Raw genomic sequence first — 19788 nt, forward strand, 5'->3', positions numbered from 1 at the left:
GACTCCGGGAGGTTCCGGCTTCGCGTGGTGCCGGCGTCGGGCCGGGCCGGGGGCGTGCTGTCCGCGGAGGTACGAGGGGTGGGAGGCCGGTGTTCAGGTGGGGCGGAAGTTGTCATCGGAGGACAGAAACGCGCCGAAGTGGTCTTGCCATCGCGGGCGTTCGGGTCATTCGCCGCCTTGGACGCGCAGCGCGAGCGCCGGGCAGCGGCGCACCGCGAGCTGCGCGCGGCGGCGCATCCGGGCGGGCAGTGGCATGGCGGCCCGCTCCGGGTAGCCGTCGGCGCCGAGCCGGACCAGGCCGGGTGCGAGGTCGGCGCACAGGCCGTGGCCCCGGCACAGCGTCCAGTCCACGAGCAGCCGCTGGCCGGGCGCGGGGGAGCGGGCCGCGGCGGCGTGCTGACCGGCGCGCCGCCCGCCGCCGGGGCCGGGCGGGCCGTCGGTGCCGTACGCCTCCCGGCCGGTCACCGGCAGCACGCCGAGGACCGGGCGACCGCACCCGGCGCCGTGCGCGTGCCCGGCGAACTCCTCCGGAAAGGCGGCCAGTGCCGAGGCGACGAAGCGTGCGGTGCCGTCGGGGTGGCTGCATGCGCCGCGCCGTTCCACGGCCCGCATCCGGGCCCGTACGGCATCCAGCGCGCGCTGCCCGCCGCCGCCCACCACTTGGCCGAGGGCGTCGGCGAGGGCAGGCAGGCCCAGGACGCAGGGCCCGCACTGCCCGGCGGATTCGGCCGCCATCCAGCGCGCGACCCGTACGGTCTCGCCCGCCGGACAAGTCCCCTCCGGCAGCGGTAACACCGCGCCCGCCCCCAGCACCGCGTTGTGCGCGGCCAGGGATTCCCGGGTGAGGACGGCCGTACGGGCGGCGGACGGCGGCAGCCAGGTGCCGTGGTAGCCGCCGATCAGCACGCCCTGGCCGGGGCCGAGACCGCACAGGGCCAGTACGCGGGCGAGCGGCACCCCGGTCGGTGCTTCCACGACCCGTTCACCGGCCACGGTCAGCAGGGCGGTGCCGGGTTCGGCGGGGTCGCCGGTGGCGCGGTAGCCGAGGGCGCCGAGCCGTGCGGCGACGGCGAGCTGGGCGTATGTCTCGGTGTTGGACAGCAGGGTGGGCAGGCCGTTCAGGCCGCGCTCGCTGGAGCGCACCTTGCGGCCCGAGGGAAGGCCCGGGCCGTGGTCGAGGCCGTCGGTGAGCGCGGTGCCCTCGCCGGTGACGAAACGTTCCGCCAGCAGCTGTACCCGTACCGGTGTGGACAGCGGGCCGCGCTCGGCGACCGCCCGGCGCACCGAGCGGGCCACGTCCGCGCGGGTCACCCCGACCGCGACCGCCTCGGCGCCGAGCGCCCGCGCGGCCAGCAGGGCCCCGTCCAGCACCAGGTGCGGCGCGTACAGCAGGAGGGCGGTGTCCTTGAGGCAAGTGGGCTCGCCCTCGCTGCCGTTGACGACCACGGCGGCCCGCCCGCCCGTGCGCCGCTGCCCCGCCAGGACGGCGTTCAGCTTGCGCGCGAACGGGAAACCCGCGCCGCCGCGGCCGCGCAGCCCGGTGTCCTCCGCCAGCGCCACCAGCTCGCTCGCGGACAGGTCGGGCGGGCTGCCGTGCCGGGTGAGGTGCGCGACCCGGCCCAGGCCCTCCACCCCGTCCAGCCCGGCCAGCAGCCGGGGCGGCCCGAGAGCCGCCAGCGCCGGCACGGCGGGCACCCGCCCGACGGCAGGCAGTGGAATCGTGACGTCCTTCGCAAGCATCGCCATCCGGGGAACTCCGATCCATTCACAAGACGTTTCGGTAACCGGGGACCCACGAGAGCCGCACCTGTAGGTGCGCCCCCGAACCGCCACAAACGCACCAACACCCCCCGCACGCGCAGCTGTACGTCACGGCCGCCCGCCACGGGTATGCCGGGCCTGCCGGTCCGGAGCCCGCGGCCCGCCGGTGTCCACGCCCGGTGGCCGACCGCCGGGAACCGGCACGCGCCGCGGTGCCCGCAGCCGCAGGACGAGCACCACCGCGACCCCGGACACGCACAGCAGGTAGCCGGCCGTCACCCAACCGGCCGCCGGCCGCCCCGACTTCAGCCCGTGCACCAGTGCCGCGCACCACGCCGCGTACGCGCCCATGTGCAGCACCCGCCACCACCGCGACCCGCGGCGCGAGGTGAACGCGCCACGTACCGCGCCCGTCACCGCCGCCACGAGGAACAGGTAACCGGCCAGCGTGCCGAGGCCGATGAGCAGCGGCCGGCCGCCGTCGGCGAACGGCACCGCGGCGGCCGTGCCGTCGGCCCGGCCGCGGGCGGTCTTCACCCCGATGTGCAGGGCGAGGAAGCCGAGCCCGGCGACGCCGGTGCCGCGGTGCACGGCCTGGGCGACCAGCCGGTGCCCCGAGCGCAGCAGCATCCGGTCGGTGGCGGCCAGGCCCCACAGCACGGTGCCGGTGAGCGAGACCAGGGCGAGCACACCGGCACCGAAGTCCAGGAAGGCCAGTACGTGCCGGGGCGCGCCGGCCCGGGTGGCCACGGCCAGGAAGAGCAGCACCACGGCCGGCAGGGCCGGGCGCAGGACGGTCCGCAGACGGGACGCGGGCATCGGGCCTCCTTCGAGGAGGGGCGGAGAGGGGAGCGTCGGGGCGGCGCGCCGAGTGCGGTGCCGCCCCGGCGCGTCGCGTACGGCGCGTGTCCGGACGCGGCGGCGGGAGCGGGATGCGGCGGGCGGGGGCGGGATGCGGCGGGGCCCGGGGGTTGGGAACGCCGGTTATTCGCCACGGTTTTCCGTGCGGTGGCCCGCCGGGCGCGCAAAGGCAGGTGCCGAACGGCGGTGATCGGGGTGTGCAGCAGCATCACGGAAGGCCGCCGGAGCGTCCTGCGGTTTATCGCGCTGTGACAAATTCCTGCACCGGCATCGAAGTTACGCGGGGTAACTCCGGATGGTGCCCCTCCAGGCCCGGCTCCCGCTCGGAGCACTCGCGCACCGTGCTTTCGGGCAGCGGGGCCGTACCCCCCTCCGCATCACGCCAGGAACGAGGTAGCGATGTGTGATCTCCTGAACCGCATCTGGTCGCGCCCCCGCGGGGAATGGACCCGCGTCCTGAGAAAGGAACTCCCGGCCCTCGCCGGGAAGGTGACCGAGGAGCTGCGGAGCGGATTTCCCGCCTTTTCCGCACTTCTCGCGGAAACGGGCGCCGAAGAGGCCCGCCGGGCCGTGGAAGGGGCCATGCTGGTGGCGCTCGGCTACCAGGAGAGCACGGAAGCCGTCCGGCGCCCCAAGGACCTCGTCGTCACCCCGCTGCCGGTGGCGCCCGCCCGCCGCGAACTGTTCGCCGCGCTCCGCGGGGCCAAGGACGTCTCCGACATCGCCCTCTGCGAGGTGGCCCGCTGCGCCGGCTGGCCCGTACCGGCCTTCGTCCAGGCCATCGCCCTCGCCTCGCCCGCCGAAGCGCACCAGCTGGCCGCCGCCCTCGGCGACGCCCTGATCGGCACGGTGGACGGCGACACCTGCCTGCTCGTGCCCGACCCCGGTACGCAGACCCGCGCCCGGCTGGAGGCCGCGCTCAAGGGCCGGGCGGCGGCCGTCGGCCATGTCGTACCGGCCGGTGACACCGCCTCCTCGCTGCGCTGGGCCCGTGCCCTGCTGGCGCTGTCGCCCGTCCGCGGCGGGCCCGATGCGCGCCCGGCCTTCGTCGACGACCACCTCTCCGCGCTGCTCCTCCTCCAGGACGAATCGCTGGCGCGGGCGCTGTCCTCGCGCTGGCTGAGCCCCCTGGAGGGCCTGACACCGCGGCAGAGCGAGCGCCTGGAGGTCACCCTGCTGGCCTGGCTGGAAGGCGGGGGCGCGCCGGAGGCGGCGAAGGTGCTCCAGGTGCACCCGCAGACGGTGCGCTACCGGCTGCGCCAGATCGAGAAGCTCTTCGGGCCCGCGCTGCGTGATCCGCGCACCCGCTTCGAGCTGGAGATGGCGCTGCGCAGCCGCCGTCTGATGGCACACGTACGGCGCTACCGCTCACGGGCCGGCCGCCGCGCGCGGGCCGTCGCCTCCACCATCCGCCCGCTGGGCATGGCCCGGGAGGCCCGGGTCAACGGGCTGTGACGGCATCCCGGACCGCGGCGGCCCCGGACTCCCCTCCGGGGCCGCCGCCCCGCGCGGCGGACCGCCCGGGCCGCCGCCCCGCGTCCGGTGCCGCCGGCCGTCCGGGGCCACCATCCCGCCGGCCGCCACTGCCGTTACCCTGGGGCGGACACCGGTGGTACGGCCTGCGGAAAGGGAGTGAGCACATGCAGCGCTTCGCCGACGCCTGGCGGCTGTATGTGGGCGCGCTCTTCTTCCTGCTCTCCGGGTTCCTGCTCGCCCAGAGCGGGCTGGCCTCCGTGTTCGCCGCCGCCGCGGCCACCGCTGCCGTGCTGCTGTGCCGCGCCTTCCTGGCCGCCGCACTCGCCCGGCCCGAACCGCCCGGCCGCGTCCGTACCGCCCTGCGCGACCGGGAACGCCGTACGGCCTTCCTGCCGCAGCGCGATCCCGATGCCGCCGGCCGCCCGCGGCCCAGGGCACCCGGCCGTCCCCTCCCGACGGCCGCGTAGGCGCCCCACCTCGCACGTCGCGGGGGCCCAGGCCCCGCGCGGCTCGTCACGCCGACCCTTTTCCCGGCACGACGAGACCCCGTGGAGGGCTCACCCATGTCCGTTTTCTCTGCCCTGGGCAGCGCGCTGTCCCAGGCCGCCGACGTCATCGCACCACTCTTCGGCGCCTCGGCGACGGCCGCCGCGATCGTCCTGTGCACCCTGTGCGTACGGGCCGCCCTGCACCCGCTCGCCCGCGCCGCCGCCCGCGGCGAGAAGACCCGCGCCGCACACGCCCCGCGCTTGGCCGAGCTGCGGCAGAAGTACGCGAAGGACCCGGAACGGCTGCGGGAGGCGACGGCCGCGCTCTACGCCGAGTCCGGCTCCTCGCCCCTGGCCGGCTGCCTTCCGGCGCTCCTGCAACTCCCCGTCTTCTTCGTCATGTACCACCTGTTCACCACCGACGGCAGTGGCCTGCTCGGGCACACGCTGCTGGGCGCGCCGCTCGGCGGGCACTGGTCGCAGGCCCTCGCGGACGGCGGGCCGTTCGGCCCGCACGGGCTGGTCTACCTCGCTCTGTTCGCGCTGGCCGCCGCCGTCGCCACCTGGAACTACCTGCGGGCGCGTACGACGATGGCGCAGAACTCCGCCACGGCCGCCGTCCCCGGGCGGGCGGGCGCTCCCGGCGGCGACGCGGTCCCGGGCCTCGCCGGCCTGACGAAGGTGATGCCGTTGCTGTCCTTCGGGACGCTGGTCAGCGTCGCGGTACTGCCGCTGGCGGCGGCGCTCTACCTGGTGACGACCACGGCGTGGACGGCGTGCGAGCGGGCGCTGCTGCACCGGGACCGCGGCCGGGGCGGCGACGGGGACCGTACGCCGGGGAAGGGGGCTGTGAGCGCGACGAGTACGCCGGGCAAGGAGGCTGTGAGCGCGACGAGTACGCCGGGGGAGGAGGCCGTGACCGCGGCCCGTACGCCGGAGAAGGGGACCGCGGCCCCGGCCCGTACCACCGGGTAACGGTCCAGTACGTGAACCGGGTCTTGCGGACCGGACGGCCTTCTTGGACGATCGTCCGAATCGCTCGATGGCCGTCCCCCATCGGCCGGTCCGGGAGAGCCCTCCCGGACCGACCCTTCGACCACGGGAGTTGTACCGATGAAGCTGCTGCGTGTCGGTCCGGTGGGGGCGGAACGCCCGGCGCTGCTCGACGACCAGGGCGCCCTGCGCGACCTGTCGGGGCTGGTCACGGACATCGACGGGGCGTTGCTCGCGGACGGCCCGGCCCTCACGCGCATCCGGGCGGCGGACGCCGCCGGCGTGCTGCCGCGCCTGGACCCGGCCGGGCTGCGCACCGGCCCGCCCGTCGCCCGGATCGGCAAGGTCGTGTGCATCGGGCTGAACTACCACGACCACGCCCGGGAGACCGGCGCCGCCGTCCCGGCCGAACCGATCGTCTTCCTCAAGGCGCCGGACACGGTCGTCGGGCCCGACGACACGGTGCTGGTGCCGCGCGGCAGCGTGAAGACCGACTGGGAGGCCGAACTGGCCGTCGTCATCGGCCGGACCGCGCGCTACCTGGAGACCGACGAGGAGGCCCGCGCCGCCGTCGCCGGATACACGATCGCGCACGACGTCTCCGAACGGGAGTTCCAGATCGAGCGCGGCGGCCAGTGGGACAAGGGCAAGAACTGCGAGACGTTCAATCCGCTGGGCCCGTGGCTGGTGACGGCGGACGAGGTGCCCGACCCGCAGGCGCTGGGCGTACGGCTGTGGGTCAACGGCACACTGCGGCAGAACGGCACGACCGCCGAGCAGATCTTCCCGGTGGCCGAAGTGGTCCGCTACCTCAGCCGGTTCATGACCCTCTACCCGGGCGACGTCATCAACACCGGCACCCCGGCGGGCGTGGCGATGGGCTGCCCGGAGCCCAAGCCGTACCTGCGCGCCGGTGACGTGGTGGAGCTGGAGATCGACGGCCTGGGGCGGCAGCGGCAGGAGCTCAAGGGGGCGTGACGGGCGCCCGCCGCTGTTCCGGCGGGCAGTCGGCGGCATCCTGACGGGCGATCAGGTGCGGGAGGCGGCGGGGCGGCCGGCGGCCGGCTGCCGCCTGTCGGCTGGACAGGGGGAATCGCCGTACGGGTGCGCGGGCCGTCGGGCTGCCCGGCCGGTCCGCGCACATAGTGCCCATATGCCTGCAAAAAAGACAAAATGGTCCCATGGGGTGGCCGCCGCCGTGCTGGGGGGCGTCGCCGCCGTGCTCCTCGGCCTGTTCGCGGCGTTCGGCTTCGCGGCGCCGCTGCCCGGCGGCCTCGGCCCGTGTGGGGGAAACCAGTGCCCGTCCTCGTACGACGATCCGAACAACGGACCGGTGGCCGGGCGGGACGAGAACATCAACATCTTCGTCGGCGGTGACTTCCGCGTCGGCGGCTCGGCCGCCGAGGCCGAGGGCAAGATCGTCACACTCGGCGGCTTCGAGATGAACAAGACCGGCGGCTCCAGCGTCTACAACGTGGGCATCGTCGGCGTGGGCTCCCGGGTTCCGCCGCCCAACGGCTCCGACTTCCTGACCGTGGGCGGCGACGTCACCATCGCCCCAGGACAGCGGCTGCTCGCCGAGGAGGGCATCAGCCACGGTGTCGTCGCCTACGAAGGCAGGCTCAGCGGCACGGTGATGCCCCAGGCGGACCAGCGGCCCGGCGTCGCCGGCCCGTACCGCCGGCTGGTGCCCGACCTCACCGCGGCCAGCCGGTGCTACGCGCGGACCGGGGACGGGCCGCGCCCCGCGACCGGCACCGCCGTCAACCAGGGCTACGCGACCGTCTTCACCGGCGACGGCACGTCCGCCCTCCAGGTCTTCACCGTGGACTTCGACCTGGTGGGCCGGAACGGCGGGGCCCAGGGCATCACCTTCACCGGCATCCCGGAGGGCGCGACCGTCCTGGTCAACATGGTCGGTGACGCCCGCACGGTCAACACGTACATCGGACACGACCTCCGGCCGCCCGGCATCCGCCGGCGGCTGCTGTGGAACTTCCCGGACGCGAACACGGTCGAGTTCAAGGGCGGTGCGCAGTTCCAGGGGAGCGTGCTGGTCGGCCGGCAGGGCAGTACGACGACGGTGTCGGTACCGGGCATGAACGGCCGGTTCTTCACGGTCGGTTCACTGGTGCACACCTCGACGTCCGGTGCGGAGATGCACAACTATCCGTTCGACGGCGACCTGCCGGACTGCCGCGACCGGTCCCCGTCACCCAGCCCGAGCCCGACCGAGCCGTCCCCGTCGCCGACAGAGCCGTCGCCTTCGCCCACCGAGCCGAGCCCGTCCCCGACCGAGCCGTCCCCGTCGCCGACGGAGCCGTCGCCTTCGCCCACCGAGCCGAGCCCGTCCCCGACCGAGCCGTCCCCGTCGCCGACCGAGCCGTCGCCGTCCCCGACCGACGAGCCGTCACCGTCACCGTCCCCGACCGACGAGCCGACGCCGAGTCCGACCGAGCCGACGCCGTCGCCCACCGAACCTTCGCCGTCCCCGACGGAGCCGAGCCCCACACCTACGGAGCCGTCGCCGTCCCCCACCGAGCCGACCCCGTCGCCCACGGAACCCACCCCGTCCCCGACGGAGCCGAGCCCGAGTCCGACCGAGCCGAGCCCGTCCCCGACGGACCCGACCCCCGGCCCCACCGATCCGACCCCGGCCCCCACAGACCCCACTCCGGACCCCACGGACCCCACCCCCGAGCCGACCGACCCGGAGCCGACCGACCCCGAGCCGACCACCTCCGAACCGACCCCGTCCCCGACCCCCACTCCCACCGACTCCTCCGGCACCCCCGCCCCCGCTCCCAGCCCCACGCACAGCCACGGGCCGGGCGATGACGGGGACCAGCTGGCGCACAGTGGCAGTGCGTTTCAGGATCCGCTGTTCGTCGGGGCGGCCGTGGCCGCCGTCATCAGCGGTGCGGTGCTCGTACTGATCATCCGCACCCGGCGCCGCTCCGGCTGACCCCGGGTCAGTCCGCCGGCTGCTGCTCGATGTAGCGCCCCAGGGCGTCGACCACCAGCGCGTGGTCGTCGCCCTGGGGGAGGCCGGAGACCGCGACCGTGCCGACGACTCCCGTACCGCGCAGCCGTACGGGGAAGGCGCCGCCGTGCGCGGCGTAGCGGTCCGGGTCGAGCCGCGACGCCTCCTCGAAGGTGCGGCCCTTGGCGCGGAAACGGGCGCCCACCAGGTACGACGATTCCGCGTACCGTTCCACGACGCGGCACTTGCGCTCGATCCAGGCGTCGTTGTCCGCCGACGTGCCCGGCAGCGCGCAGTGGAACAGCTGCTGCGCGCCGCGCCGGATGTCCACCGTCACGGCCGCGCCGCGCTCGCGCGCCAGGTCCGTCAGCAGGCAGCCGAGCCGCCACGCGTCCTCGTTGCCGAAGCGGTCCAGGACCAGCCGCCTTTCCTGTTCCTCCAGCTCGCGGACCTGGTGGCGCGCCGCCTCCCGCTCGTCCGTCCCGTTCAGCACACCCGTGCCGTTCATGCTGCTCATGCCGTCTCCTCGATCCGGACCGTGCGGCCCTCGGCCGCCGACGTCTTCGCCGCCTCCAGGACGCGCAGCGTGGCCGCCGCCTCCCTGGCGCCGACCGGCGGCTCGCCCCCGGTGCGCAGCGCCTCCGCGACGGCGGCGTAGTACGCGGGGTAGTCGCCGCGCAGAGTCGGTACGGGGTCGCCGCCGCCGGTCGCCGGGGACTCCCCGGCGCCGATCCGGCCCCAGGCCGATTCGGGCTCGGTGCCCCAGCCGGCCGGGTCGTCGCCGGGCCGCCGGCCGTCGCGCAGCGCCGCCTCCTGCGGGTCCAGCCCGTACTTCACGTAACCCGCCCGGCTGCCCAGCACCCGGAAGCGCGGGCCGAGCTGGGCGGTGGTCGCGCTCACCCACAGGTGGGAGCGGACGCCGTTCGCGTGGGTGAGCGCGAGGAACGTGTCGTCGTCGGCCTCGGCGCCGGGGCGGCGCACGTCGGACTCGGCGTAGACCTGGGTGACCGGCCCGAAGAGGGCGAGCGCCTGGTCGGCGACGTGGCTGCCCAGGTCGTACAGCAGCCCGCCGATCTCGGCCGGGTCGCCGGACTCGCGCCAGCCGCCCTTGGGCTCGGGACGCCAGCGTTCGAAGCGCGACTCGAAGCGCTGGACGTCGCCGAGCGCGCCCTCGGTGACCAGCTTCCGCACCGTACGGAAGTCGTTGTCCCAGCGGCGGTTCTGGAAGACGGAGAGCAGCAGGCCGCGGTCGTCCGCGAGGGCGGCCAGCCGCTCGGCCTCGGCGGCCGTCCCGGCGAGCGGCTTGTCGACGACCACCGGCAGCCCGGCCTCCAGCGCCGCGGTGGCGAGCGGGACGTGCGTCTTGTTGGGGGAGGCGAGGACGACCAGGTCCAGTTCGCCGGCGCGGTCCAGGACCTCGGCGGGGGTGGCGACCGTACGGACCTGGGGGTGCTCGGCGCGGGCCCGGGCCTGCCGGTCCGGGCTGCCGGTGGAGACGGTGTCCAGCACCAGGCCGCGGGTGGCGGCGATCAGCGGGGCGTGGAAGACCGAGCCGGCCAGGCCGTAGCCGATCAGGCCGACGCGTAGGGGTGTGCCGGGGGAGTCGTTCATGCCGTCCACTTAAGCAACGCTGTTGCCAAAGTGCAAGCAATGCGGACAATGGACGGGTGACCAGCAACGACCCCGAGGAACGTGTCGCCGCACCCCCGGCCCCCGCGTCGGTCCCGGTGCCGCCGGGCGACGCCGCGGCGGCCCCCGCGCCGTCACGTGCCGCCGGCCCCGCCCCCGCACCGCCGGGCGGCGGAGCCGGTCTGCCCGCCCTGCGCGGCCACAACACCGCCCTGGTGCTGGGACTGCTGCGCACGGTCGGCCCGGCGGGCGTCAGCCGCCTGGAGCTGGCCGCGCACACCGGGCTGACCCCGCAGGCCGTCAGCAAGATCCTCGCCCGGCTGCGGGCGGACGGCCTGGTCGCCGAGGCGGGCCGGCGCGCCTCCACCGGCGGCAAGCCGCCCACGGTGCTGCGTCTGGTCCCCGGGGCCCGGTACGCGATCGGGCTGCACCTGGACCGCGACGAGCTGACCGCCGTCCTCACCGACCTCGCGGGCCGCACCGTCGCCGCGCGGACCGCCCCGCTCGACTTCGGCGCGGGCGCGTCCGCGGTGCTCGACACGGTGGCCGGGCAGCTCGCGGCGCTGCCCGACGAGGCCCGTTCGCCCCGCGTCCTGGGGGTCGGCGCGGCTTGCCCGGGACCGCTGGACCACGCGTCCGGCGTGCTGCGCCGGGTCACCGGGTTCCCGGACTGGGACGGCTTCCCGCTGCGCGCCGCGCTCGCCGGGCGGACCGGCCTGCCCGTCGTCCTCGACAAGGACACCAACGCCGCGGCCCTCGGCCTGGCCCAGCGCGAGCCGGGCGGGCGGGGCTCGTTCGGCTATCTCCACCTCGGTACGGGCCTGGGCGCCGGCCTGGTGCTCGGCGGCGCGCTGTACCGGGGGGCCAGGACCGGCGCGGGGGAGTTCGGGCACCAGGTGCTGCAACTGGACGGCCCGCGCTGCGGGTGCGGCAAGCGCGGCTGCGTCGAGGCGCTGTGCCTCGACAGGGCGGCCCGCGGCGAAACCGCCGAGGCGGCCCGCATCCTGGGCGTCGGCGCGGCCAACCTGGTGGAACTGCTCGACATCGACCGGGTGCTGCTCGGCGGCCGTACGGTGCTGGCCGATCCCGGTACGTACGTGCGCGGTGTGGCCGGAGCGCTGGCCGAACAGGCCCGCACGCGCGGCGACGGCGTGGCGTCCGCCACCCCCGTGGCCCTGGCCGAAGGGGGTGCGCAGGCGGTGGCGGACGGCGCGGCGCACCTCGTCCTGGCGCCGCTGTTCGGGGCGCCGGGGGCGCCGTTCGGGGGCGGGGCGGCGGCGGAACTGCGCTGAACGCGCGGCATTCGGGCGATCGGGCAGCCGTACCGGCGGCGTCGGTGCCACGGCGCAGGACCCGCATGGCAAGGTCCGGAAGCAACCGGTCATACGAGCGGCAGGAGCGTCCGTCATGCCCGTGCGTCCGCCCCGCGCGCTGCTGCGCGCCACCCTTTCGGCGGCCTTGCTGTCCGTACCCCTCCTGATCGGCACCCCGTCCGTGCCCCTCCTGAACGGCACCCCACCGGCGCACGCTGCCGAGCCCCTCGCCGCCCGTACGACTGCCCTTCCTACGGAGGTCGCGCCCGCGTCGCGCCCCGCGCCGCCTGCCGGCGACGCCCCGGCCCGCCGCGGCCCCCCTGGGCATCTGGCCGACACCGGTTCGCCGGAAGTGGCCCGTATCGGGGCCGCCGCTCTGGTGTTCCTGTCCGTCGGGGCGCTCCTCGTGGCGGCGGCCCGCCGCCTCCGCCGACGCTGACCCCGGCGCGCGTACGCGCGTGCACCACCGCCGGACCCTGTACAAGTCCCCGCCTTCACCGGCCCGTCGGCCCGCGTTGTGCCGGGGGTGCGAGGATCGGCCGGTGGACTACCCGAACGGCCAGGAACCTGGCGCACCGATCCGCTCCGGCATCCCCGAGCACGGACGCATCCCCAAGTACTACGCGGCGAAGGTCCAGGTGGAGTCGCTCCTCGCCGAACTGGGTGAGGGGGAGGCGCTGCCCACCGAACGCGAACTGGCCCTGCGCTTCGAGGTGTCCCGGGAGACGCTGCGCCAGGCCCTGCGCGAACTCCACCTGGAGGGACGGCTGCGGCGCCTCGGCCGCGGCACCGTCGTCGCGGGCCCGAAGCTGGAGCAGCCGCTGTCCCTGGCGAGCTACACCGAGGGCGTACGGAAGCAGGGCCGCCGGCCGGGCCGCCACCTGGTCGGGCTGGACCGCTTCCCGGCGCCGGAGAAGCTGGCCGGCGAACTGGGCCTGCAAGTCGGCGACGAGGTGTGGCACATGGAGCGGGTGCTGCTCGCGGACGATGAGCGGGTCGGCCTGGAGAGCACGTATGTCGCCGTGGCCCGGGTACCGCGCCTGGACACGGAGTTCGAGCCCGACTCCTCCTTCTACGCCTACCTCCACGAGCGCCTGGGCATCGGTTTCGGGGACGCGGACGAGCGCCTGGAGACCGTGCTGGCCACCCCGCGCGAGGCCCTTCTGATCGGTACGCCCGGCGCGCTGCCGATGCTCCTCATCCACCGGCTGTCCCGTGACACCCGCGGCCTGCCGCTGGAACGCGTGCGGTCGCTCTACCGGGGAGACCGGTTCTCCTTTACGGCCCATCTGGGCGGCTGACCGCGAGCCTGGAGCGCCAGGAGCCCGCGTTTTTATCACGCCAAGATAACGGGTCTAGGCCAAACTTGCGGCCCCGTTCACCGCCCCGTCCCCTCCCGGACCGCCGCGCGCCACCCGCCCCGAGGAGCGTTCCGGGCATGCGAGTCATAGTTGTCGGAGCGGGTGTGCTGGGAACCCTGCACGCCTGGGAAGCGGTCGGGCGCGGCCACCAGGTCGTGCACATCGAGCGGGAGGACGAGGCGCGCGGGGCGTCGGTGCGCAACTTCGGGCTGGTCTGGGTCGGCGGCCGGGCCGGCGGCGCGGAACTGGACACCGCGTTGCGGGCCCGCGCGCTGTGGGAGGAGATCGGCGAGCGGGTCCCCCGGCTCGGCTTCCGGGCCAACGGTTCGCTGACCGTCGTACGCGACGGGGCCGAGCGGGCCGTCGCCGAGGCGGCCGTCCGCCGTCCCGATGCCGCGTCCCGCGGGTACCGGCTGCTGGGCGCCGACGAGGCCCGGGACCTCAACCCCGCCCTGCGCGGGGAGTTCGCCGGAGCGCTGTGGTGCGAGCGGGACGCCGCGGTGGAGCCGCGTACCGCCCAGCGGGCCCTGCGCGAGGCGTTGTCGGCATCCGGGCGCTACACCTTCCTCGGCGGGCGCGAGGTCCGCGATGTGGTCGGCGAGCGGGCGGTCCACGACGACCACGGCGACGTGCACGAGGGTGACGTCGTCGTGCTGTGCACGGGCGCCTGGCTGGGCGGCCTGGTGCGCGAGCTGGCGCCCAGCCTGCCGGTGCGCCGGGTCCGGCTCCAGATGATGCAGACCGCCCCGCTCGGCGAGGCCCTGACCACGTCCGTCGCCGACGCGGACAGCTTCCGCTACTACCCGGCCTACGCGGGGCCGGAGTTGGATGCGCTGGCCGCCGCGCAGCCGCAGCCGCCGGTCGCGGCCGAGCACCGGATGCAGCTGCTGATGGTGCAGCGTGCCGACGGCGGCCTGACGATCGGCGACACCCACGAATACGCGACTCCCTTCGGGTTCGACGTGACCGAGGACCCGTACGAGCACCTGACCACCGTCGTCGAGTCGCTGCTCGGCCGCCCGCTGCCGGCCGTGCGCCGCCGCTGGGCCGGGGTGTACGCGCAGTGCACCGACCCCTCGCGCGTCGTGCACCGGCAGCGGGTACGGGACGGCGTCTGGCTGGTCACCGGCCCCGGCGGGCGCGGCATGACCTGCTCCCCGGCGCTGGCCGAGGACACCGCGAACGAACTGGGCTGGTGAGGGCCATGCACGGCAACTACACGGAGGACGCGCCGATTTCCCTCGTCGTCCTCGACATGGCCGGGACCACGGTCGCCGACGGCGGACTGGTCGAGCAGGCGTTCGCCGCTGCGGCCGGCCGGCTCGGCGTCGTACCGGGCAGCGCCGAACACCGGGAGCAGCTGGCGTACGTCCGCGCCACGATGGGCGAATCGAAGATCTCCGTCTTCCGGCACCTCTACGGGGACGAGGCGCGGGCCCGGCGCGCCAACGCCGCCTTCGAGGAGGCGTACGGGGAACTGGTCGACGCCGGACGGATCGCGCCCGTGCCCGGCGCCCGGGAGGCGATCGAGGCCCTGCGGGACGCGGGCCGCACGGTCGTGCTGACCACCGGCTTCGCCCGGGTCACCCAGGACGCCATCCTGGACGCCCTCGGCTGGCGGGACCTGGCGGCGCTGACCCTGTGCCCGGCCGACGCGGGCGGGCGCGGACGGCCGTACCCGGACCTGGTGCTGACGGCACTGCTGCGGACCGGCGCCGCCGACTCCGTGCAGCAGGTCGCGGTGGCCGGGGACACCTCGTACGACATGCTGTCCGGGCGCCGCGCGGGTGCCTCCGTCGTCGCCGGGGTGCTGACCGGCGCCCACGACGAGGCGGCACTGCGCGGCGCGGGCGCCACCCACGTCCTCGCCTCGGTGGCCGGGCTGCCCCGGCTCCTCGACGGCCGGGCGGGCGACGGGCCGCGGGCGGCGGAGGGCCCCTCATGAGCGCGCCCGCCGAAACGGTCCGCCGCACCGCCTCCGGACCCGCCCCCGCCACGCCCTCCGGCATCCGCTTCGACCACGTCTCCGTCGCGTACGGCGGGCACGTCGTCCTGGACTCCTTCGACCTGACCGTCGAACCGGGCGAGGCGATGGCCCTGCTCGGGCCGTCCGGCTCGGGCAAGACCACCGCGCTGCGGGCGGTCGCCGGGTTCGTCCGGCCGAGTGCCGGGCGGGTGCTGATCGGCGGCCGGGACGTCACCGGACTGCCGCCGTACCGGCGCGGCATCGGGATGGTCGTCCAGCAGTACGCTCTCTTCCCGCACCTGCGCGTCGAGGACAACGTCGCCTTCGGCCTCAAGGCGCGGCGCGGGCGCACCGCGTCGCGCGCCGAGACCGCCGCGCGGGTGGCCGAGGCGCTGGAGATGACCGGCATGGCCGCGTACGCCAGGCGCTATCCGCGGGAGCTGTCCGGAGGGCAGCAGCAGCGGGTCGCCATCGCGCGGGCGCTGGCCATCCGCCCCGGGGTGCTGCTCCTGGACGAGCCGCTGTCCGCCCTCGACGCCCGGCTGCGCTCCGGCATGCTCGCCGAACTCGCCCGGCTGCACCGGGAACTGCCGGACGTCTCGATCCTGTACGTCACCCACGACCAGGTGGAGGCGCTGACGCTGGCGGACCGCATCGCCGTCCTGGACCGGGCGCGGCTGCGCGACTGCGGCACTCCGCAGGACCTCTACCGCCGCCCGCGCACCGAGTTCACCGCCTCCTTCGTCGGCAACGCGAACCTCCTGCCGGTCACGGCCGGTCCGGACGGCACGGCGGACTTCGCCGGCATCCGGCTGGCCGTCACGCCCGTCGACGGCGCGGCGCCCGGCGCCGCCGCCACACTGTGCGTACGCCCGCACCTGGTCGGCCTCGGCGAAGGCCCCAACGCGCTGCACGGCCGCGTCACCGAGGTGCAGTGGCGCGGCGCGACCCACCGGGTGTACGCGGACGTGGCCGGGCACCGCGTCATGGCCGACGTGCGGGAGCTGCGGACGCCCCCGGAGCCGGGCGGCGAAGTGGCCCTGCACTTCGCCGCCGAGGACGCGGTGCTGCTGCCGGCCGGAGCGGGGAGCGCGGGCGATGACTAGGCCGGGCACCCTCGCGCCGCCGCGGGACCGTACGGCGCCGCAGCCCCGGGCGGAGAAGCGGCAAGCCGCACCGGCCCTGTGGTCCCTTCCGCCGCTGCTCTGCCTCGGGCTCGTCTTCCTCTACCCGCTGGCCCTGGTCGTACGGCAGTCCTTCACGGACGCCGCGGGCGGCCCGCCGTCCACCGCCCCCTACGCGCAGGTCTTCGCCGAGGCGTCCTTCCGGGACGCGCTCGGCACCACCGTGCTCCTCGCCCTCGGCGCGACCGCCGGCTGTCTGCTGCTCGGCTTCGTGCTCGCCCTGGTGCTCGCTTTCGTGCCGTTCCCGGGCAGCCGGGCCCTGAGCCGCTCCATCGACGTCTTCCTCGCCGTCCCGTCCTTCCTGATCACCCTCGCGCTGCTGTTCGTCTACGGCACGGCCGGGCTGGCCAACGGACTGTGGACGGACGCCACCGGCGCCGCGACCGGGCCCTTCGCCTTCCTGCGCACCCCCTGGGGCGTGCTGCTCGCCGAGATCACCTACTGCACGCCCTTCGTGATGCGCCCGCTGCTCGCGGCCTTCTCCCAGGTCGAGACCGGGCAGCTGGAGGCCGCCGCCTCGCTCGGCGCCCGGCCGGCCCGGATCGTACGGAAGGTGATCTGGCCCGAGGCGCTGCCCTCCCTGGCGGCGGGCGGGGCCCTGGTCCTGGTGCTGACGCTGAACGAGTTCGGGATCGTGCTGTTCACCGGCGCCAAGGACGTGGTCACCCTGCCCGTGCTCGTCTACACGAAGGCCATCCTGGACGGCGACTACACGGGGGCGTGCGTGGTCGCCGTCGTCGACATCGTGCTGTCCCTCGCCCTCTACGCCCTGTACCGGGCCGTGGCCGCACGGGCGGGCGGGGCGCGCACGCCGTCCGCGGGAGGTGACGACCGCCGTGCTCGTGCATAGCAAGGGCGCCCGCCGGACCGCCTGGGCCCTGTTCTTCGTCCTCTTCCTGCCGGTCTTCGCGCTGCCGCTGCTGGTGATCGTCGCGGCGTCCTTCGCGAGCAGCTGGAGCGGGGCGCTGCCGTCCGGCCCGACCCTGGCGCACTACCGGGACATCGCCCGGGGCGACTCCCTCCAGGCGCTGGTCACCAGCCTGGTCACGGCCGGCGCCGCGAGCCTGCTCGCACTGGCCGCCGGAACCTGGGCCGCGCTGGCCGCGCAACGGCTGCGGCCCGGCGCCCGCCGCGTGGTCGGCGCACTGTTCATGCTGCCGGTCGCGGTGCCGTCCGTCGTCGTGGGCCTGTCCCTGCTGGTCGCCTTCTCGCAGCCGCCGCTGCTGCTGAACGGCACCCCGCAGATCGTGGTCATCGCGCACACGGTCCTGGTCACCGCCTTCGCGTACCAGTCCGTGACGGCCGCGCTGGCCCGCCTCGACCCGGCGTACGAGCAGAGCGCCGCCGGCCTCGGCGCGCGCCCCGCCTACGTCCTGTGGCGGGTGAAACTGCCCCTCCTGCTGCCGTCCCTGACCGCCGCGGCGGGCCTGTGCTTCGCCCTGTCCATGGGCGAGCTGAGCGCCACGATGATGATCTACCCGCCGGACTGGCTGCCGCTGCCGGTACGGGTCTTCGCCGCCACCGACCGGGGCGCCCTGTTCGCCGGCGCGGCGCTCGCGGTGACACTGCTGGCCGCCACGCTGCTCGTCCTGTTCGCCGTCTCCCGTATCCGCACCAAAGCCCCGTACCGCTGACGTCCTCCGTCAGCGCCCCGCCCAAGGAGTGACGTCACGTCATGCGCAGCCCCCTCAAGCCGACCGCCGCCGGCTGCGGCGCCCTGCTCCTGGCCGCCGCCCTGACCGGCTGCGGCGGCGCCTCCCGCGCCGACGCCAACGCCCGGGAAATCACCGTCTACAGCGCCGACGGCCTGCGCGGCGAGCGGGGCGACGGCTTCTACGACCGCGTCTTCGCGGACTACGAGAAGAAGACCGGCGTCAAGGTCAACCTGGTGGAGAGCGGGTCCGGCACCGCCGTGCAGCGGCTGGCCCGCGAGCAGGCCAACACCAAGGCGGACCTCGTCGTCACCCTGCCCCCGTTCATCCAGCAGGCCGCCGGCAAGGGCCTGCTGGAGACCTACCGCCCCAAGGGCTCCGAGCAGGTCGCCGCCGCGGACAAGGACCCGGACGGCAGGTGGACCGCCGTCGTCAACAACTACTTCTGCTTCATCTACAACAAGCGGCAGCTCAAGCAGCCGCCCCGCACCTGGCAGGACCTGACCGCCGCCCGCTTCAAGGACAAGCTCCAGTACTCCACACCGGGCGTCGCCGGGGACGGCACCGCCGTCCTCGTCCAGGCCCTGCACGACTTCGGCGGCCAGGGCCCGGCCATGGACTTCCTCAAGCGGCTCCAGGCCAACAACGTCGGCCCGTCCTCCTCCACCGGTCAGCTCGCCCCGAAGACCGACAAGGGCGAACTCCTCGTCGCCAACGGCGATGTGCAGATGAACTACGCCAACCTGAAATCCATGCCGGACCAGGGCATCTTCTTCCCCGCCGCCCGGCCCGGCGCCCGGCCGTCCACCTTCGCGCTGCCGTACGCGGCCGGCCTGGTCAAGAACGCCCCGCACGCGGCGCAGGCCAAAAAGTTCCTCGACCACCTGCTCTCGCCCGAGGTGCAGCGGCAGGTCTCCGCGGTCGGCGGCGGCTTCGCCGCGCGTACGGACATCAAGGCCGCCGACCGCAACGCCACCGAACTCGCCAGGATCATGCAAGGCGTCGACATCTTCCGGCCGGACTGGAACGACATCGACAAGAACCTGCCCCGCTACCTGGACGCCTGGAAGGCGGCGACGGGCAGCTGACCACCGCACCCGCCCCGCGAGCGGCCCGGAGATCCGGGCGTCCGGCGGGGCCGAGATCCCGTCGGCTGACTTAGGCTGGGGGCGTCGGCCATACGTACGAGACGCAGGTCACCCGGGGTGACGGGCGGGACGTACGGGACCCCGCGACGGCGCGGGCGCGGCCGGCGCCCCTGGCAGACACGCACGGCGGGAGACCGGCAGTGGCAGAGCGCAAGCCGATCGAGTCATGGCTGACCGACATGGACGGGGTGCTGATGCACGAGGGCATCCCGGTGCCCGGTGCCGACGCCTTCATCAAGCGGCTGCGCGAATCGGGCAAGCCCTTCCTCGTCCTGACCAACAACTCCATCTACACCCCGCGCGACCTGCACGCCCGGCTGAACCGGATCGGCCTGGACGTGCCCTGGGAGTCCATCTGGACCTCCGCGCTGGCCACCGCCCAGTTCCTGGACGAGCAGCGGCCGTCCGGCACGGCGTACGTCATCGGCGAGGCGGGCCTGACCACCGCCCTGCACGACATCGGATACGTGCTCACCGACCACGAACCCGACTACGTCGTGCTCGGCGAGACCCGCACCTACAGCTTCGAGGCGCTCACCAAGGCCATCCGGCTGATCAACGACGGCGCCCGGTTCATCGCCACCAATCCGGACGAGACCGGCCCCTCGGCACAGGGCGCGCTGCCCGCGACCGGCTCGGTGGCCGCGCTGATCACCAAGGCCACGGGCGTCGAGCCGTACTTCGTCGGCAAGCCCAACCCGCTGATGATGCGGCACGGCCTGAACGTCATCGGCGCGCACAGCGAGACCTCCGCGATGATCGGCGACCGGATGGACACCGATGTGCTGGCCGGTCTGGAGGCGGGCATGGAGACCTTCCTGGTGCTGACCGGGCTCACCGGGAAGGGCGACATCGAGCGCCACCCGTTCCGGCCGTCGCGGGTCGTGGACTCCATCGCGGACCTCGTCGACCTGGTGTAGTCCGGCACGTTCCGGGGCCTTCGCGGACCTCGTCGGCCCGGTGCAGGCCCGGC

Annotated in this window: 19 protein-coding genes; 15 read left to right on the top strand and 4 right to left on the bottom strand. The window is 75.1% G+C overall.

What is annotated here, in order from left to right; all coding sequences use genetic code 11:
* Nucleotides 1–165 precede the first annotated feature (165 nt).
* Together ACH4FX_RS32560 and ACH4FX_RS32565 are read right to left on the bottom strand one after the other, a co-directional pair.
* Nucleotides 166–1740, bottom strand: coding sequence for an NADH-ubiquinone oxidoreductase-F iron-sulfur binding region domain-containing protein (locus ACH4FX_RS32560; protein WP_398485106.1), 1575 nt, complete (start codon nucleotides 1738–1740; stop codon nucleotides 166–168).
* Nucleotides 1741–1869: 129 nt separating this feature from the next.
* Nucleotides 1870–2580 carry a hypothetical protein gene (locus ACH4FX_RS32565; RefSeq protein ID WP_398485026.1) on the bottom strand — a complete coding sequence of 237 codons (711 nt, stop codon included), beginning with the start codon at nucleotides 2578–2580 and terminating at the stop codon, nucleotides 1870–1872.
* 441 nt (nucleotides 2581–3021) lie between these two features.
* On the opposite strand from ACH4FX_RS32565, the gene ACH4FX_RS32570 reads away from it, so the two are divergent.
* The 5 genes from ACH4FX_RS32570 to ACH4FX_RS32590 all read left to right on the top strand — a co-directional run bounded on the left by ACH4FX_RS32570 (nucleotide 3022) and on the right by ACH4FX_RS32590 (nucleotide 8544).
* Complete coding sequence (locus tag ACH4FX_RS32570) at nucleotides 3022–4077, top strand: PucR family transcriptional regulator (protein WP_398485027.1); 1056 nt, start codon at nucleotides 3022–3024, stop codon at nucleotides 4075–4077.
* A 185-nt stretch (nucleotides 4078–4262) separates the two neighbouring features.
* Nucleotides 4263–4565 carry a DUF6412 domain-containing protein gene (locus ACH4FX_RS32575; RefSeq protein WP_398485028.1) on the top strand — a complete coding sequence of 101 codons (303 nt, stop codon included), beginning with the start codon at nucleotides 4263–4265 and terminating at the stop codon, nucleotides 4563–4565.
* A 96-nt stretch (nucleotides 4566–4661) separates the two neighbouring features.
* Nucleotides 4662–5561 (top strand): YidC/Oxa1 family membrane protein insertase, encoded by a 900-nt coding sequence (locus tag ACH4FX_RS32580; protein WP_398485029.1) that lies wholly within the window; start codon nucleotides 4662–4664, stop codon nucleotides 5559–5561.
* A 138-nt stretch (nucleotides 5562–5699) separates the two neighbouring features.
* On the top strand, nucleotides 5700–6557 hold the full coding sequence (locus tag ACH4FX_RS32585) for a fumarylacetoacetate hydrolase family protein (RefSeq protein ID WP_398485030.1): 858 nt from the start codon (nucleotides 5700–5702) through the stop codon (nucleotides 6555–6557).
* Between the two features lie 208 nt (nucleotides 6558–6765).
* Nucleotides 6766–8544 (top strand): choice-of-anchor A family protein, encoded by a 1779-nt coding sequence (locus ACH4FX_RS32590; protein WP_398485031.1) that lies wholly within the window; start codon nucleotides 6766–6768, stop codon nucleotides 8542–8544.
* A 7-nt stretch (nucleotides 8545–8551) separates the two neighbouring features.
* On the opposite strand, the gene ACH4FX_RS32595 is transcribed toward ACH4FX_RS32590, so the two are convergent.
* Both ACH4FX_RS32595 and ACH4FX_RS32600 read right to left on the bottom strand, forming a co-directional pair.
* Entirely contained in the window at nucleotides 8552–9070 is a 519-nt protein-coding gene (locus ACH4FX_RS32595) for a heme-degrading domain-containing protein (protein ID WP_398485107.1), read from the bottom strand.
* A 5-nt stretch (nucleotides 9071–9075) separates the two neighbouring features.
* Nucleotides 9076–10173, bottom strand: a complete 1098-nt coding sequence (locus tag ACH4FX_RS32600) for a Gfo/Idh/MocA family oxidoreductase (RefSeq protein WP_398485032.1) — start codon at nucleotides 10171–10173, stop codon at nucleotides 9076–9078.
* A gap of 200 nt (nucleotides 10174–10373) precedes the next feature.
* On the opposite strand from ACH4FX_RS32600, the gene ACH4FX_RS32605 reads away from it, so the two are divergent.
* From ACH4FX_RS32605 to ACH4FX_RS32650, 10 genes are all read left to right on the top strand, one after another.
* Nucleotides 10374–11483: an ROK family transcriptional regulator gene (locus tag ACH4FX_RS32605; protein WP_398485108.1), complete on the top strand. Its 1110-nt coding sequence runs from the start codon at nucleotides 10374–10376 to the stop codon at nucleotides 11481–11483.
* A gap of 115 nt (nucleotides 11484–11598) precedes the next feature.
* Complete coding sequence (locus ACH4FX_RS32610; protein ID WP_398485033.1) at nucleotides 11599–11943, top strand: hypothetical protein; 345 nt, start codon at nucleotides 11599–11601, stop codon at nucleotides 11941–11943.
* A 103-nt stretch (nucleotides 11944–12046) separates the two neighbouring features.
* Nucleotides 12047–12805 (top strand): GntR family transcriptional regulator, encoded by a 759-nt coding sequence (locus tag ACH4FX_RS32615; RefSeq protein WP_398485034.1) that lies wholly within the window; start codon nucleotides 12047–12049, stop codon nucleotides 12803–12805.
* A gap of 137 nt (nucleotides 12806–12942) precedes the next feature.
* A complete protein-coding gene (locus tag ACH4FX_RS32620; RefSeq protein WP_398485035.1) occupies nucleotides 12943–14064 on the top strand; it encodes a TIGR03364 family FAD-dependent oxidoreductase in 1122 nt (373 codons plus the stop codon).
* Between the two features lie 5 nt (nucleotides 14065–14069).
* The gene (locus ACH4FX_RS32625; protein WP_398485036.1) at nucleotides 14070–14810 is read left to right on the top strand and encodes a phosphonatase-like hydrolase; all 741 of its coding nucleotides are present in this window, start codon (nucleotides 14070–14072) and stop codon (nucleotides 14808–14810) included.
* Nucleotides 14807–15937, top strand: a complete 1131-nt coding sequence (locus ACH4FX_RS32630; protein WP_398485037.1) for an ABC transporter ATP-binding protein — start codon at nucleotides 14807–14809, stop codon at nucleotides 15935–15937. The genes ACH4FX_RS32625 and ACH4FX_RS32630 overlap by 4 nt, the downstream gene beginning before the upstream one ends.
* Entirely contained in the window at nucleotides 15930–16865 is a 936-nt protein-coding gene (locus tag ACH4FX_RS32635; protein ID WP_398485038.1) for a 2-aminoethylphosphonate ABC transporter permease subunit, read from the top strand. Before ACH4FX_RS32630 ends, ACH4FX_RS32635 begins: the two co-directional genes overlap by 8 nt.
* Entirely contained in the window at nucleotides 16852–17649 is a 798-nt protein-coding gene (locus ACH4FX_RS32640; RefSeq protein WP_398485039.1) for an ABC transporter permease, read from the top strand. Before ACH4FX_RS32635 ends, ACH4FX_RS32640 begins: the two co-directional genes overlap by 14 nt.
* A gap of 41 nt (nucleotides 17650–17690) precedes the next feature.
* Entirely contained in the window at nucleotides 17691–18755 is a 1065-nt protein-coding gene (locus tag ACH4FX_RS32645; protein WP_398485040.1) for a 2-aminoethylphosphonate ABC transporter substrate-binding protein, read from the top strand.
* 200 nt (nucleotides 18756–18955) lie between these two features.
* Nucleotides 18956–19735: an HAD-IIA family hydrolase gene (locus ACH4FX_RS32650; protein ID WP_361144700.1), complete on the top strand. Its 780-nt coding sequence runs from the start codon at nucleotides 18956–18958 to the stop codon at nucleotides 19733–19735.
* Nucleotides 19736–19788: the final 53 nt, after the last annotated feature.

This window comes from Streptomyces sp. NPDC018019, assembly GCF_044327805.1.
Classification (GTDB): domain Bacteria; phylum Actinomycetota; class Actinomycetes; order Streptomycetales; family Streptomycetaceae; genus Streptomyces.